Below are 14,089 nucleotides of genomic sequence, written 5' to 3'. Positions count from 1 at the left end.
AATGGCTCCGTTCCGTCATCCGGGAATATCGTTACTCCCCATGCGTGGTGGTCAAATGCCTTTCGCCATTGCTCTCTATCGTAAAACACAACTTCCGCCGATATTCCTGGCGAAACTTTTTCAGCAGCTTCTACCACCCATGCATGGGGATTATTTAAAAATTTAATCATTTTTTCGCTCTCCCCCCGGGCAGTTCTCCGGTCTTTCAAACACCAATTCTTTGTCGAATTGCTTTAAATCAAGCCGCGTATCAAGATCTTTGCAGTGATTTCCAATTCTATTTTTGCATTTTGCGCAATTTACTACTTCCATTGGGTTTTCCTTTCCTCGATCTCCGGCACCTCATAGGCACTCTTTCCGGTTTCTTTTTCATATTGTTTAATCCATGAATCATCGGAATTCATTTCCTGGAAGAATGAAAATGCGACTTCTTTTAATAAGTCATCACTGATTTTGGGTTTTGGTTTCATTGTTGCTCCTTTCTATCCCGAAATATGTTATAATCTCCCATAAAAGGAGTTGAATCGTATGGATAAAACATCACTAAAATTACTTAAAAAATTAAATAAAGTTAGTTTGCTAACTGAGTATGATATTAATATTTTTACTGGGCATGATGGTCATTGCCAGTCTGGCCCTCAATTTAGTAAATTGAGGGGATTGAAATACATTTCAGAAGTTTCGGTTGCTGGTGAACCTGGTAATACACCAATAACACTCGGTTATAAAATATCTCCTGATGGAGAAGAATTCTTAAGAGAACGGCGCTCAAGACTACTGCACCAATGGGTTGTCACAATAAGTGGTATTGTTACGGCATTATCAACGTTCGGAGTTTTGATTTATTCTTTGTTTTCCAATAAATAGTCATCTAGAAACCCCCTAAATTCATCTTCTGTTTTTCCTAAAACAACAACGTAATTGTAGTGCAGCAGTTCTCTTTCACCGACATATAGTCTTATGTAGTTCATGACCGGTCTCAAGATCTTATACCTGTTGTTTAAAATGAAGTTTTTAACACTTCTAAAATGCCCCCTGTAAAATTCCGGGATGCTATCCCAGTGTTCCGGTTTAACTCCTAACCTGTCATCCCATTTCCAACTATTGAGATTGTGGTAAATAGCTGGCCATTCGGGCTTTGGGACATTGTTTAGGTTCGATATGGCTTTTGTTGATATTTGGTTCATGCGATTTTCCTCCTCCCAGTTCAACTACTTTTTTACTCTTGCTTGACCCTCTTCATTCTCCTATACTTAATTTATCAGCCATGCCCGCTGAAATAAATTGAAAGGAGAATAGCTATGTCGAACTATAAACCTGTATTCCCCTCTAATAAATTAGAGGCACTTACACTCTTATACCTTGAGCATCACGGTGTTAAATCACTTACCCCCGAAGACTTTGTTGATGAGTACTACAAGGTCTATGACCGGATTAAGGCACAAGAGAAAAAGCACCTATCTGCCAAACCGCAAATGCTTCCAAGTTTTTAGGTTTCAATTTTTTTTATCGCTTCGCAAATTTCCACCATTGCTGAGCAAACTTGTCCCAAATTGTCATAAGCATTTGTTACCGAAATCTCCGCTAATAGTTCCAGCTGTTGGCGGAGAATCTCTTTTTCAGTCATGTCTTTGATTTCTTTTTTCACAGCAGTAAGTTTTTCATCACCTCCATGAAGCGGTTCCAGCCCATGTTTCTTTCGCATTTCATTGATTGTTATTTTTCCTTTTTTGAACGCTTCGCAATCATCTTCCGACATTTTTTTTAACTCTCCATTTGAATCAAGCAATTCTTTTAATTCATTCGCAAGCATCACTGCCTGATTTAATTTTTCAATTACTTCTTTCAGGTTTGATGAATCAACCTTTATTTTTAATCCTTGCATTTTTTCTTTACCTCATTTTTCATTAGTAACATATTGTAGTTTAAGTTTGACTTCACCTTCGCTATTGAAATTTTTGCTAATCATTTGATGTAGCTTCTTTTCAGCGTCGTTTCCTTTTCTTGATCTGTGATATCGCTCAATGGTAACGCCCGCTGGTGCAATCACGTTTGTTCTAATATACGGCATCCTCTTCACCTCCTTTCAGTTTATTTTTTCTTCAAAGCGCTTGTTTCTTTTTCCTCAACTCCTTATAATAGATACATCAGCCGCCACCGGCTGAAATAACTGAAAGGAGTATAGTTATGGTTATTGTTAAAACAACCGACCTCTTGAAAATGGCTCAAGACATTCTCGATAGCGGTTATGAATATGTTGAAATGAATGAAGTTGAAGCCGATAAAACTGACGCTGAATTGCCTGCTTGTATTTCATTCGATGCTTATGACGGGCATGGTGTTTGTGTAGATTTTTACGAGCTTGAGCATCTTGATATTTCGCCAACCTACAAAGAGGATTAATTGCATCGTTTTATTAACCCTGGGGCCATCGTTTTATTTTGATGGCTCTTTTCTACTTCTAATCGTTCTTATGACTTTTCCATCTTTTTCAATTTCCACGATGTAATTAACTTTCTTTCCTTCCTTTTCCAATTCACGTCTCATTTTTCTAATGGCGTTTTTCACTTCCATCCTCTTCACCTCCTTCCAGTTTGATCGTTCATGTCGTTTCGCTTGGTTGACTCGGTTGGTGTTTGCATTCTAAACTCAGCTAGCACGCGGCTTTCGTTGCGTATTTGGGACGATTCTAGTAAAAAAAATATCTCTCGGATCTTCGATGTTTAGAATCTTCGAAATCTCAACAACTTCATCTAACGTAAACTGATTGCGCCCATTAAGCTTTGCATTCAAAGATTGCACACTCAATCCAAGTTCTCTAGACAACTTCGACTGCGTATATTTTTTCTCAACCATCAACCCCTTTAATTTATTCGCATCCATGTTTATCACCTCCGTTGCGTATTTGGGATATCTAAATATTATCACGCGCATATTTAACTGTCAAGTCAAATATGCAACAATATTTCAAAATTATTAAAATATTTGTTGCACTTATGAAAAAATAGTATATAATAAAAATCAACGGGGGTGCTGTGTAATGAATGAGAATAACACTAGTTTGATGAAAGATATAATGGAACGTTTAAAAAATAGGCGAGTTGAACTTGATATTTCTTATCAAGACCTAGCCGATAAAACAGGTCTGAGTAAGTCTACTTTACAAAGATATGAGACTGGCTCAATTAAAAACATGCCGCTCGATAAATTAGAAATCGTAGCTAACGCTCTAAAAGTAGACCCAGCCTTTTTAATGGGTTGGGAAGAAATTAAATCTCAAAAATCAAAAGGCGTTAAAATTCCAGTTTTAGGAAAAGTTGCCGCGGGTATCCCTATCGAAGCTGTAGAGGATATTATTGATTATGAGGAGATCTCTGAAGAGCTTGCGCGAACTGGCGATTTTTTTTGCCTGGAGATTTCGGGCGACAGCATGTCACCCAGGATGGTTGAAAAAGATGTTGTTGTTGTGCGAAAACAAGAAACTGTCGAAAACGGCGAAATTGCTGTAGTAACTGTAAATGGAACGGATGCTACTGTTAAAAAAGTTGTCATGCATCAAAACGGCCTATCTCTAATTTCCATCAATCAAGCATATCCTCCTAGGTTTTTTACATGTGATGAAGTCAAAACCCTTCCCGTCGGTATTATCGGTAAAGTCGTTGAGCTGCGTGGTAAATTCTAATAATTACTGTTTGAAAACTTTGTTGCATGGCGTATAATAAATTTATCTTATTCAGGAGGTAAGTTGTTATGAAAAGAAAGATCTTAGTTGTACTTGTGGTTGCTGCCGCGGTATTTATGATGAGTGGGTGCGGTCCGTCTGCCCCCAAAAGCGAATTGACAACAATGACGGCAGAGCAAGTGGTTCAAGCATTCATTGATGCTGGCTTCCCTATTGATAATGTTATTACTTACACAGCGGAAACTGACGTAAATCATTTTTTGGGTAGACCCAATCAGTACACGAGTAAGACAAATTTTGCCGACACCAGAGCAGACCAGTATAGCGTAGATAATCCTGTTGGGGGAACAGTGGAAGTTTTCAACAATGCTTCCGATGCAAAAAAGCGTTATGATTACGTTTCTGGCATCACCGACGATCCTGGACCTTTTTTCCAATACAGTTATTTGTTCGAAAATGTATATCTAAGGATAGACGGCAAACTATCACCAGAACAGGCCGAAGACTATGAAAACGCTTTTAAAACATTGCAAGTAAACGGTAGACCACAATATACCGGTGAGGAAGGTAAAACTGATTCGACGGAAAGCAGTAAAGTGTATGGACTTGGTGAGCCATGGACCATTGATGGTTCGTTTTCAGTAGTGTTTAACTCAGCTATAAATACTACTGAACGGAGTGAGTATTCCGGGGATAAGCCTCAGGTCGTAATTTTAACTTATGAATATGAAAATATCGGATTCGAAAAAGGTACCAGTGATTTTAGTGTCACAAATCTAACGGCAATCGATTCTAATAAAGTTCTCGGTGATTCTTATAGTCTGCCAGATTTAAAATATCCCAAATCTGCTCCGGTTGGTACAAAGAGTGTAGGTAACCAGGTTGCGTTTGGTTTAAACAATGTTAGCTCTGAAATAACAGTAAATGTTGAAGTGTACGAAGATGGATCAGGAAATCATAAAGCAACCTTTAAATTACCAGTCCAATAAAATCAAAAATAAAAAACCGCCCTCATGCTACGAACATGAGAACGGCTTTACATATACCGGGATATAACCACAGTATACACTTCATAAATATTATACTTCATGTCCCGGAGTTTTACAACTACCGGGCATTTTTTTACGCCCGAATAATCAGGAGGTAATAAAAATGCAAACAGCTGTGATCTATGCGCGCTACAGCTCCGACAACCAGCGTGAAGAATCCATTGAGGGCCAGATCGAATGCTGCGCCCAGTATGCCAAAGATAATAACATCCACATCCTTGACTCTTATGTTGACCGGGCAAAGACCGGCACTAACGATAATCGTGACGGGTTCCGGCAGATGCTTAAGGACAGCGGGAAAAAACACTTTGAGACGGTACTGGTCTGGAAGCTTGATCGCTTTGGCCGGAATCGTGAAGAGATGGCCATCAATCGGGCTAAGCTTCGCAAGAACGGTGTTGTAATTAAAAGTGTTAAAGAAAATATTCCCGATGGCCCCGAGGGGGTTTTAATCGAATCGTTAATGGAAGGGCTGGCCGAATATTACAGTCTGAACCTCTCCCGGGATATTCGCCGTGGCATGCGCTCTAATGCTGCGAAGGGCAAATCCACCGGTGGCAATATTGCTTTCGGGTACCGGATCGGATCTGACAAGGGTTTCGAAGTCATTGAGGAGCTGCGGCCCATCGTGGTTGAGATCTTCACGCTTTACGACAATGGTTATAGCTTTGCGGATATCTGTGAGATCATGAATGGTCGGGGGATTAAGACCAGCCGTGGAACAAAGTTCAATAAAAACACTCTGCGGCCGATGCTGAGTAATGAAAAGTATATCGGGGTTTATAAGTGCCTGGACATTCGTCTTGAGGATACTATCCCACCGATGATTGATAAAGATTTGTTTTACCGGGTTCAGAGTAGATTGGAGAATACGAGTATGAAATACCGTAAAATTAAAACTAAAAAGGACAATGATGTTTGTTTTATCTTGACAGGAAAAGTATTTTGCAAAGAGTGTGGTGAAACCTATTGTGGTGACAGCGGGACCAGTAAGAACGGTACCACCTATCATTACTATGTTTGTGGAAATAACAAGCGGAAAAAAGGGTGTAAGGCAAAACGGATCCGGAAAGAAAAGCTGGAAGAAATGATCATAAAGACGACCCTTGAATATGTGCTGACCCCGGATCATATCGAAAAAATAGCAGATAACATTGTTAAGCTCTGCAAGGACAAGAGTGAATCCCCCTATCTTTCAAAATTGATCTGTGATCGGGCTGATGCGGAAAAGAAAATTGAAAACATGCTCCGGGCCATCGAAGAAGGAATCTTTACCCCATCCACTAAGCAGCGCCTGGAAGCATTGGAGCGGGATGTCAATAACTTCTCTGTTCTTATTTCCCGGGAGCAAATAAAAAGACCGACAATCACAAAGGATGCGGTCATGTGGTTTTTGAACAACTTCACAAAGCTGGATTATAGTAATCCTGAAAATAATGTCCGGTTGATCAATTCTTTAATCAATTCCGTTTTGATCGACGGTGATCAAATCAGTATCGCTTACAACTACACCAACAATGACGGTAAACCGGCATTCGCTGAGTGTTCGTCTAATTCTTGTTTGGTGGAGGCGAGGGGAGTCGAACCCCTGTCCGAAAATCCATTCACAGGAGCTTCTCCGAGTGCAGTCATTGTTTATTTTCTCATTCCCCTCTTTCTCCAATGACATAGAAAAAGAGGAACCAGCCTCTTGATCGTTAAGAGTGCGAGGCACTACCCAAAACGGTTCCCTGCTTCAATGAACGCCGAAACCCAAAACCACAGGTTGAGATGGGAGGCGTGCAGCATTAATTATGCTGCGAAGTCTTAGTATTAAACTTTAGAGCGTATTACGCTGCTAAAGCTAACCCGTAACTTTTTTCTGTTTTTGCGTTTATATTTATGCGCCACTTTTTACGATGATCAGCAACATCGACTCGCTACTCAAGCTTCAAAACCCCCGTCGAAACCAGTACGCCCCCAAATAATTAACTAGCCACTATGCCGCATACTTTTTTGAATCCGCCGGTCTGAATCCCGCTCGGCAATGGCGTGACGCTTATCATAAAGCTTCTTGCCTTTGGCCAGTGCCAGTTCCATTTTAACCCGACCATCCTTAAAGTAAAGGGTCAGTGGTACCAGAGTGTAGCCTTCCCGTTGCTTCAGCCCGATTAGTTTGCGGATCTGCTGTTTATGCAACAAGAGCTTACGGACGCGCAAAGGATCTTTATTGTAAATATTCCCCTGCTCATAAGGATCAATATGCATCTGATAAACAAAAATCTCACCATTGTAAACATCGGCAAAACTTTCCTTCAGGCTGACTTTTCCGCCACGGATCGATTTCACTTCCGTCCCGGATAAAACCAGACCTACCTCATAGGTATCTTCAATGGTAAAATCATGACGTGCTTTTCGGTTTTTGGCCACAATCTTAATATTTTCTCCCATGCGCAACTCCTCTGTTCTTAGCTAGTTTTTTATTATAGCATAGTTTTCTTAATTATTCAATAGGTTCAAAATCGATCTGTTTGGAACTCACATCGGCTTTTGCCACTTTTATTCTGATTTCCTGGCCCAGTCTGAATATTTTCCCCCGATGCTCGCCAATATGTTGATGCAGCTCGGGATCATAGTTATAGAAATCATCCTTTAGATCCTGGAGCCGCACCAGGCCTTCGATGGTACTTTCCAGCTCGACAAAAAATCCGAAAGAGGTAACACCGCTGATCCGGCCAGTAAATTCTTCGCCAATATGTCGGGTCATGTATTCGGTCATCTTGAGCTTGGTGATTTCCCGCTCGATGTTTTCAGCCCGACGCTCTGTTTCGGAGGCATGTCTGGCTATCGCTTCAATATTCGCCTCCAGATAATCTAAAGACTTTTTATTGATTTTGCCGGTAATCGCCTTGGCCAGATAGCGGTGGACAAAGAGATCCGGGTAACGGCGGATCGGCGAGGTAAAGTGGGTGTAAAAGCTTGCGCCCAGGGCATAGTGACCCAGATTATGACCTTCATAAACGGCCTGCTGCATGGTTCGCAGCATCAGTAGGGTGATCACCCGTTCTTCATTTTTGCCGGCGACATCGGACACCAGTTGCTGGAAGTCGTGACCGGATGGCACTAGATCATCATTTTTCCCCAGCTTAAAGCCATAGCGATTGATAAAGGTGCGGAAGGCCGCCAGCTTTTCGGGATGGGGTTCGGGATGATTCCTGAAAATAAAGGGCGCGTCTAGTTTGGAAACGTGCTCGGCAATGGTTTCGTTGCAGACTAGCATAAACTCTTCAATGATCCGATGGGAGATTAGTCGTTCATCGATGATGATCTCCTCGGGAAAACCCTGTTTATCCAATAAAATCTTGGCTTCAGGAAAATCGAAATTGATGGCGCCCCGGTTTAACCGCCGCTTGATGCGCAGAATTTCGTGGAGCTCCTCCATCAATACCAGATCGCTACGAAACGGTTTGAGATCCGCAGCCTTATCGATCCGGTCTTCCAGTAAGGCATCGACTTTTTTGTAAGTCATTCTTGCCTTGGAACAGATCACCGATTTAAAAATTTCATAATCAACCACCTGGCCATTTTTATCAATTTCCATTTCACAGCTGAAGGTCAGCCGGTCTTTGTTCGGCACCAGACTGCAGACGTCATTGGAAAGCTTGAAGGGCAGCATCGGCACGACCCGATCCACCACATAGACGCTGGTTCCACGGTCTAGGGCGGACACATCAATCTCACTGCCCTGACGGACATAATGGCTGACATCGGCAATATGAACCCCCAACCCGAAGTTCCCGTTTTTCTTTTTATGGATCGAGACGGCGTCATCATAATCCTTGGCATCATCCCCGTCAATGGTAAAGATCCGCTCGTCTCGGAGATCCTTGCGTTTTTCCAGTTCATCAGGGCTGATCCGGTCGCTTAATTGATTGGTTTCCCGTTCGACTTCATGGGCGAAATCCATCGGAATATCATATTCTTTTAAAACCGAAAGAATATCGATACCCGGTTCATCCTCGTTGCCCAGAATTTCTAGAATTTCCCCTTCCGGGTTTTTTCCTTTATCCGACCAGGAGACAATCTGGGTAACCACTTTATCACCATTAACAGCCTTCTTGCCGTGTCGTTCGGGAATAAAAATATCCTTACAGAGCCGATCATTATCCGGTACCACAAAGCCGAAGCCCTTGCCTTTTTCATATCGGCCGATGATTTTTTTATGACCCCGGTCAATGATTTCCACCACTTCCCCTTCCGGTCTTTTTTCACCGGGCTTGGACGTTAAGCGGACCCACACCGTATCCATATCGAGGGCGCCATGGAGGTACTTTTCGGGAATAAAGACGTCTTCGGAAAAAATCGTATAGTCGGGTATAACAAAGCCGAAGCCCCGCTGGTTACCGCGCAGGACCCCCACGATTTTAGGTGAATCATCGGTTTTCTGGTACCCGCCATTTTGATCTTTTGCTACTCTGGCTTTTATTTCCAGCTCTTTGAGGACATGAGACAGCATCTGCCGGTCTTTCTTTTTTGACAGTCCGATAAAGTCTGATAATTGATCAAAGGTCATATTCTTATACTTTTTGTCATTCATTAAACGCTTGACAATTCGTTTTAATTCTTTAGTTTTCATATTTTCTCCGATCATTTAGTTTTTTACGCAATTGGTCGATTTCATTCATAACTTCGATGGGACTCATTTCGTTTATATTCATTTCCCGGATCACGCCGAGGGCAGCTTCTTCCTCGGCGGTCATGGCTTTAGCAACATCAAAAAAGTTCAGTTGAGCACCTTTGCCACCAGATAAAACAGTCGGTTCTGCCACCAGCAACTCCTGCCGGTAGGTATCTTCGCCAGATTCCAGATGGCCGAGAATTTCCTGAGCCCGCCGGGTCACCCCGGCCGGAAAACCGGCCAGCTTGGCCACTTCGATGCCGTAGCTCTGGTCGGCTGGGCCGGGAATGATTTTTCGTAGGAAGATCACCCCGTCGGGGGTCTCTTTGAGCCGGATGCTGAAATTTTTGATTCCTGATTTCAGGGTCTCCAGTTCGGTCAACTCATGGTAATGGGTGGCAAACAAGGTTTTGGCCCCGATACTGTCTTCGTTATGGAGATATTCCACCACTGCCCAGGCAATGCTGATGCCGTCAAAGGTGGAAGTCCCCCGGCCGATTTCGTCCAGAATCACCAGACTGCGGCTGGTGGCATTTTTTAAAATATTAGCCACCTCAGTCATTTCCACCATAAAGGTACTCTGACCGCTGGCCAGATCGTCACTGGCCCCGACCCGGGTGAAAATCCGATCGACCACCCCAATGGCCGCGGCATCCGCTGGCACAAAGGAGCCGATCTGGGCCATCAGGGTAATAATCGCCACCTGCCGAATAAAGGTCGACTTACCGGCCATATTGGGCCCGGTGATGATCAGCATCCGCTGGTCATCCTGATTGAGCAGGCAATCGTTGCCGATAAAATGGTTAGTACCAATCATGTCCTCCACCACCGGATGACGGCCGTTTTGGATCATCAGGGTGTCATCTTCCATAATTTCCGGGCAAACGTAGCGATTCTGCAGGGCCACGGTAGCCAGCGCATAAATGGCGTCAAGCTCGGCCACTTCCCGGGCTTTTTGCTGAATGCGCGGGATTTCAGCCAGCAAACCGTCACGGATTTCCTGAAACACCTGGGTTTCACAGCGGAGCAAGCCCTCCTGGGCCCCGAGAATCTTGTTTTCCATTTCTTTCAGCTCCGGGGTAAAATAGCGTTCGGCATTGGCCAGGGTCTGTTTGCGGATATAGTCTTCCGGGACCTGGTCAAAGTTACTTTTGGTTACCTCAATAAAATACCCAAAAATGCGATTATATTTCACTTTCAGGTTTTTAATGCCAGTGCGTTCGCGTTCCCGGCATTCCAGATCGCGGATCCAGTCCTGACCCTTTTCGGCCGCTTCCCGAAATTCGTCAATTTCCTGATGAAAGCCGGTTTTGATCACATGGCCGTCTTTTAATACAATCGGCGCCTGCTCGTCGATGGACTTGTCAATCTGCTCCCAGACATCGGTGAGTAATTCATCGTGATCAAACAAACTGCGCAGTTTTTCTGAGCCCAGTAGCGCCACAAAATCCTGGATCCGCGGCAGCGCCCCCAGCGATTGTTTCAGCGCCAGTAAATCCCGGGGATTAATGGTCCCAAAGGCCAGTTTACCACAGAGCCGTTCCAGATCATAAACCTTGGTCATAATCGTTTTAAACGCCGGCAGATGAGCGGCGTTGCTGTAAAAAGCCAAGACGCCCCCTTGTCGTTCCAAGATCGCATCACGATTTAACAGCGGTGCCTCCACCCAACGGCGCAGGGTTCGTCCGCCCATGGCGGTGATGGTTTTGTCCAGCACGCCTAGCAGGCTGCCCTTTTTTTCCAGGGTTCTGAGGGTCTGGGTCAGCTCCAGATTGCGCCGGGTCGATAAATCCAGGACCATGTAATCCTTGCTGTTATAATAACGGATCGTCTTAATATGGGTCAGGGCCCGTTTCTGGGTTTCATCCAGATAGAGCAGCAGTGCCCCGGCGGCGGCGATGGCATGATCCCGGCGCTCCAGATCCAGGGCGCCCAGGGCAAAGACCTGAAACTGATCGGTGATCCGCTTGCTGCCATTTTTAACCGAAAAATATTTTTCCGGGTAAAGACTGGCCAGAATTCCAAAACTGTTTTCGATCATCGCCAGGGCCTGAGTATCCTTAAATAGTGCCGGATTGAGAATCACCTCGGCCGGCAGTAACCGCCCGATTTCATCGGACAGCTGGGACAGCCATTGTTCCCGGGTCTTAGCCGTGATTTGAGTAACATAAAAATCCCCGGTAGAGACGTCCAGACTAGCCAGGCCCAGGGTATTATTTTCCAGAAACAGGGCCATCAGATAATTGTTTTTCTTGGATTCCAGTAATTTCCCTTCAGAAATGGTGCCTGGCGAAATGACCCGGATAATTTCCCGGCGGACAATCCCTTTGGCTTCTTTAGGGTCTTCCATCTGCTCACAGATGGCGACCTTGTAGCCTTTTTCAACCAGGCGGGTGATGTAATTCTGGGCCGCATGATGGGGTACCCCACACATCGGCGCCCGTTCTTCCAGCCCGCAATCGCGGCCGGTCAGGGCAATTTCCAGCTCCCGGGAGGCCGTCAGGGCATCATCAAAAAACATTTCATAAAAATCGCCCATACGAAAGAAAAGGAGGGCATCGGGAACCTCCTCATGAATTTGCAGGTATTGGGTCATCATCGGGGTGAGCTGCGCCATTGAGGTCCTCCTGTCCAATTTTTTCGCCATCCAGACTAAAGGTTTTAGCGGCAGTGATCTTGACCATCACCTGTTTGCCGATATCTGCCGGATCGCCGGGAAAATTGACCAGCTTACTGGTTCGGGTTCGGCCAGTCATCCGTTCGGGGTTGTTGCGGCTAGGTTCTTCGACCAGCACTTCCACCATCTGATCGAGATAGGTTTGATTAATATCATGGCTGATCTGATGCAGTACTTCTAGACAGCGGTTGATCCGGTCGTGTTTGACCTCATCGGCAATCTGGTCGGCCATCGTGGCTGCCGGGGTGCCGGTGCGGATTGAATATAAAAAGGTAAAGGCTGAATCAAATTGACAGAGCTCAATGACTTTGAGGGTTTCCTGAAAATCCGCTTCAGTTTCGCCGGGAAAGCCCACAATCAGATCGGTGGTGATAGCGACCCCAGGGATTTTTTTCCGCACTGCCCTGACCCGGTCGAGAATATCATCCTGAGAGTATTTGCGGTTCATCGCTTTTAAGACCCGGGTGCTGCCGGATTGGATCGGCAGATGAATATAGTTGCAAACCTTATCGCTGGCGGCAATGGCATCGATGACCGCATCGCTGAGATCTTTGGGATGGGAGGTCATAAAGCGAATCCGCTTGAGGTTTTCGATGGTATTGAGTTGCCTGAGCAGACTGGCGAAATTGACCGTTTCGTCGAGGTCATTACCATAGGAATTGACGTTTTGGCCTAACAGAGTCACCTCAGCACAGCCATCGGCGACCAGGGCGTTGACCTCGTCAAAAATTTTGTCCGGCTGGCGGCTGACTTCCCGCCCCCGGGTGTAGGGAACAATACAGTAGGTGCAGAAATTGTTACAGCCATTCATAATCGTTACAAATCCCTTGAAGGGATATTTCCGATCCACTGGCAGATCTTCCACAATGGTGTCTGAATCATCCCAGACTTCTACCAGCCGTTTGCCGTTGACCATGTAGTTATTAAGCAGCTCCGGAAACTGGTGCAGATTATGGGTACCAAAAACCAGATCAACCTGGGGATATTTGGTGACAATCTGATTAACGATTTCCGGCTGCTGCATCATACAGCCGCAGACGGCTAAAATTAAATCGGGATTGGTTTTCTTGACGGTTTTATAGGCGCCGATATTGCCAAAGACCCGTTCATCGGCATTTTCCCGAACCGAGCAGGTATTAAGAATGACTAGGCCGGCTTTGTTGACATCCATTTCTTCCACATAGCCCAGGGCTTTTAACATCCCGGAAATCTTTTCCGAGTCGTTTTCGTTCATCTGACATCCGAAGGTGAAAATCCGAAAGCTTCGGGATGCGTTGTTGATAATTCGTTTTGCAGGTTTTTTCTTGCTCATGCTATTTTGATTCTCCTAAGATTTGACTAAAATATTGAATTATTGTATTTCTGTTAACGATACTAAACACAAAACTCATCCTCATTGGGGACATAGTGGTTGTAGTCGACGGTAATAACGGCGTGATAGGCCGGATTTATTTTGTAAATTTCATTGGCGATCATAATACTCAGTTCCTCATCGCTCCACTCCACATCAAAGGGCACCACCACATCAAAAATCAGATTGGAATGGTTATATCCCCACACCACCCGAAAATCGTGGATGTGAATGTCCGGTGAAATCCTGGCAATGGTCTGTTCCACCTGTTCTTTTAGATCATTGGTTTTTTCGTCATTGGTGATAACCGGATCCAGATGAATAATCAAATGGATGTTCATGTCTTTCAGGAAGTCCCGCTCAATTTTGTCGATGACGCTGTGACTGATTAGTACGTCCAGCTCTGCCGGAACCTCGCAGTGTACGGAGGCATAAATTTTACTTTCGCCGTAATTATGAATCATCAGATCATGAAGCCCGATGATGTGCTCATAGCCGAGGATTTTTTTATAAATCTGATCGACCAGTTCATTTGACGGGGCTGTTCCCAATAAGGGACTGATGGTTTCCCGGACCAGATTGATGCCGCTGATGATGATAAAGACTGCCACCACCACCCCCATGTAGCCATCCAGATCAAAACCGGTCAAATAAGTGATAATGGTAGCCACCA

Annotated in this window: 16 protein-coding genes, 1 other RNA gene and 1 pseudogene; 6 read left to right on the top strand and 12 right to left on the bottom strand. The window is 44.6% G+C overall.

All coding sequences use genetic code 11. The features are described from left to right. Nucleotides 1–302 precede the first annotated feature (302 nt). Nucleotides 303–470 carry a hypothetical protein gene (locus tag Q7J41_RS10125; protein WP_304887693.1) on the bottom strand — a complete coding sequence of 56 codons (168 nt, stop codon included), beginning with the start codon at nucleotides 468–470 and terminating at the stop codon, nucleotides 303–305. A gap of 58 nt (nucleotides 471–528) precedes the next feature. On the opposite strand from Q7J41_RS10125, the gene Q7J41_RS10120 reads away from it, so the two are divergent. Next, nucleotides 529–867 (top strand): hypothetical protein, encoded by a 339-nt coding sequence (locus Q7J41_RS10120; protein ID WP_304887691.1) that lies wholly within the window; start codon nucleotides 529–531, stop codon nucleotides 865–867. Here Q7J41_RS10120 and Q7J41_RS10115 read toward each other — a convergent pair. Next, complete coding sequence (locus tag Q7J41_RS10115) at nucleotides 843–1,187, bottom strand: hypothetical protein (protein ID WP_304887690.1); 345 nt, start codon at nucleotides 1,185–1,187, stop codon at nucleotides 843–845. The genes Q7J41_RS10120 and Q7J41_RS10115 overlap by 25 nt on opposite strands. A gap of 114 nt (nucleotides 1,188–1,301) precedes the next feature. Between Q7J41_RS10115 and Q7J41_RS10110 the strand changes: the two genes are divergently transcribed. Beyond that, on the top strand, nucleotides 1,302–1,493 hold the full coding sequence (locus Q7J41_RS10110; protein ID WP_304887689.1) for a hypothetical protein: 192 nt from the start codon (nucleotides 1,302–1,304) through the stop codon (nucleotides 1,491–1,493). On the opposite strand, the gene Q7J41_RS10105 is transcribed toward Q7J41_RS10110, so the two are convergent. Next, nucleotides 1,490–1,885 carry a hypothetical protein gene (locus Q7J41_RS10105; RefSeq protein ID WP_304887687.1) on the bottom strand — a complete coding sequence of 132 codons (396 nt, stop codon included), beginning with the start codon at nucleotides 1,883–1,885 and terminating at the stop codon, nucleotides 1,490–1,492. The genes Q7J41_RS10110 and Q7J41_RS10105 overlap by 4 nt on opposite strands. 12 nt (nucleotides 1,886–1,897) lie before the next feature. Then, entirely contained in the window at nucleotides 1,898–2,071 is a 174-nt protein-coding gene (locus Q7J41_RS10100) for a hypothetical protein (protein WP_304887686.1), read from the bottom strand. Nucleotides 2,072–2,187: 116 nt separating this feature from the next. On the opposite strand from Q7J41_RS10100, the gene Q7J41_RS10095 reads away from it, so the two are divergent. Next, a complete protein-coding gene (locus Q7J41_RS10095) occupies nucleotides 2,188–2,403 on the top strand; it encodes a hypothetical protein (protein WP_304887685.1) in 216 nt (71 codons plus the stop codon). A 33-nt stretch (nucleotides 2,404–2,436) separates the two neighbouring features. On the opposite strand, the gene Q7J41_RS10090 is transcribed toward Q7J41_RS10095, so the two are convergent. After that, nucleotides 2,437–2,574 (bottom strand): hypothetical protein, encoded by a 138-nt coding sequence (locus Q7J41_RS10090; RefSeq protein WP_304887684.1) that lies wholly within the window; start codon nucleotides 2,572–2,574, stop codon nucleotides 2,437–2,439. Between the two features lie 75 nt (nucleotides 2,575–2,649). Continuing rightward, nucleotides 2,650–2,883: a helix-turn-helix transcriptional regulator gene (locus Q7J41_RS10085; RefSeq protein WP_304887682.1), complete on the bottom strand. Its 234-nt coding sequence runs from the start codon at nucleotides 2,881–2,883 to the stop codon at nucleotides 2,650–2,652. A 157-nt stretch (nucleotides 2,884–3,040) separates the two neighbouring features. Here Q7J41_RS10085 and Q7J41_RS10080 point away from each other — a divergent pair, with 157 nt between their 5' ends. The 3 genes and pseudogenes from Q7J41_RS10080 to Q7J41_RS17805 form a co-directional block, all read left to right on the top strand. Continuing rightward, the gene (locus tag Q7J41_RS10080; RefSeq protein ID WP_304887681.1) at nucleotides 3,041–3,682 is read left to right on the top strand and encodes a LexA family transcriptional regulator; all 642 of its coding nucleotides are present in this window, start codon (nucleotides 3,041–3,043) and stop codon (nucleotides 3,680–3,682) included. 68 nt (nucleotides 3,683–3,750) lie between these two features. Next, nucleotides 3,751–4,671, top strand: coding sequence for a hypothetical protein (locus Q7J41_RS10075; protein WP_304887680.1), 921 nt, complete (start codon nucleotides 3,751–3,753; stop codon nucleotides 4,669–4,671). Between the two features lie 163 nt (nucleotides 4,672–4,834). Continuing rightward, nucleotides 4,835–5,770 (top strand): annotated as a pseudogene (locus Q7J41_RS17805) (recombinase family protein); the annotation flags it as partial. Nucleotides 5,771–6,293: 523 nt separating this feature from the next. Here Q7J41_RS17805 and ssrA read toward each other — a convergent pair. The 6 genes from ssrA to Q7J41_RS10040 all read right to left on the bottom strand — a co-directional run. Further along, nucleotides 6,294–6,692: a transfer-messenger RNA gene (gene ssrA / locus Q7J41_RS10065) on the bottom strand. A 10-nt stretch (nucleotides 6,693–6,702) separates the two neighbouring features. Beyond that, nucleotides 6,703–7,161, bottom strand: coding sequence for an SsrA-binding protein SmpB (smpB, locus tag Q7J41_RS10060; protein ID WP_304887676.1), 459 nt, complete (start codon nucleotides 7,159–7,161; stop codon nucleotides 6,703–6,705). Between the two features lie 52 nt (nucleotides 7,162–7,213). Further along, complete coding sequence (rnr, locus tag Q7J41_RS10055; RefSeq protein ID WP_304887673.1) at nucleotides 7,214–9,346, bottom strand: ribonuclease R; 2,133 nt, start codon at nucleotides 9,344–9,346, stop codon at nucleotides 7,214–7,216. After that, nucleotides 9,336–12,005 (bottom strand): DNA mismatch repair protein MutS, encoded by a 2,670-nt coding sequence (gene mutS, locus Q7J41_RS10050; protein ID WP_304887670.1) that lies wholly within the window; start codon nucleotides 12,003–12,005, stop codon nucleotides 9,336–9,338. Before mutS ends, rnr begins: the two co-directional genes overlap by 11 nt. Beyond that, a complete protein-coding gene (gene miaB, locus Q7J41_RS10045; protein ID WP_304887668.1) occupies nucleotides 11,959–13,377 on the bottom strand; it encodes a tRNA (N6-isopentenyl adenosine(37)-C2)-methylthiotransferase MiaB in 1,419 nt (472 codons plus the stop codon). Before miaB ends, mutS begins: the two co-directional genes overlap by 47 nt. 62 nt (nucleotides 13,378–13,439) lie before the next feature. Further along, the coding region (locus Q7J41_RS10040; RefSeq protein WP_304887666.1) for a cation diffusion facilitator family transporter at nucleotides 13,440–14,089 on the bottom strand (650 nt) is incomplete at its 5' end.

It is taken from the genome of Acetobacterium sp. (assembly GCF_030652775.1).
Taxonomy (GTDB): domain Bacteria; phylum Bacillota; class Clostridia; order Eubacteriales; family Eubacteriaceae; genus Acetobacterium.
Note: the sequence above shows the minus strand (reverse complement) of the source record. Positions and strands in the feature narration are given on the sequence as shown.

What these genes read in the sequence shown, in the direction of transcription:
- smpB (WP_304887676.1), bottom strand. Translation starts at nt 7,161, where the DNA reads ATGGGAGAAAATATTAAGATTGTGGCCAAAAACCGAAAAGCACGTCAT.
- Q7J41_RS10075 (WP_304887680.1), top strand. Translation starts at nt 3,751, where the DNA reads ATGAAAAGAAAGATCTTAGTTGTACTTGTGGTTGCTGCCGCGGTATTT.
- Q7J41_RS10105 (WP_304887687.1), bottom strand. Translation starts at nt 1,885, where the DNA reads ATGCAAGGATTAAAAATAAAGGTTGATTCATCAAACCTGAAAGAAGTA.
- Q7J41_RS10090 (WP_304887684.1), bottom strand. Translation starts at nt 2,574, where the DNA reads ATGGAAGTGAAAAACGCCATTAGAAAAATGAGACGTGAATTGGAAAAG.
- Q7J41_RS10100 (WP_304887686.1), bottom strand. Translation starts at nt 2,071, where the DNA reads ATGCCGTATATTAGAACAAACGTGATTGCACCAGCGGGCGTTACCATT.
- Q7J41_RS10080 (WP_304887681.1), top strand. Translation starts at nt 3,041, where the DNA reads ATGAATGAGAATAACACTAGTTTGATGAAAGATATAATGGAACGTTTA.
- Q7J41_RS10110 (WP_304887689.1), top strand. Translation starts at nt 1,302, where the DNA reads ATGTCGAACTATAAACCTGTATTCCCCTCTAATAAATTAGAGGCACTT.
- Q7J41_RS10125 (WP_304887693.1), bottom strand. Translation starts at nt 470, where the DNA reads ATGAAACCAAAACCCAAAATCAGTGATGACTTATTAAAAGAAGTCGCA.
- rnr (WP_304887673.1), bottom strand. Translation starts at nt 9,346, where the DNA reads ATGAAAACTAAAGAATTAAAACGAATTGTCAAGCGTTTAATGAATGAC.
- Q7J41_RS10115 (WP_304887690.1), bottom strand. Translation starts at nt 1,187, where the DNA reads ATGAACCAAATATCAACAAAAGCCATATCGAACCTAAACAATGTCCCA.
- Q7J41_RS10085 (WP_304887682.1), bottom strand. Translation starts at nt 2,883, where the DNA reads ATGGATGCGAATAAATTAAAGGGGTTGATGGTTGAGAAAAAATATACG.
- mutS (WP_304887670.1), bottom strand. Translation starts at nt 12,005, where the DNA reads ATGGCGCAGCTCACCCCGATGATGACCCAATACCTGCAAATTCATGAG.
- Q7J41_RS10095 (WP_304887685.1), top strand. Translation starts at nt 2,188, where the DNA reads ATGGTTATTGTTAAAACAACCGACCTCTTGAAAATGGCTCAAGACATT.
- Q7J41_RS10120 (WP_304887691.1), top strand. Translation starts at nt 529, where the DNA reads ATGGATAAAACATCACTAAAATTACTTAAAAAATTAAATAAAGTTAGT.
- miaB (WP_304887668.1), bottom strand. Translation starts at nt 13,377, where the DNA reads ATGAGCAAGAAAAAACCTGCAAAACGAATTATCAACAACGCATCCCGA.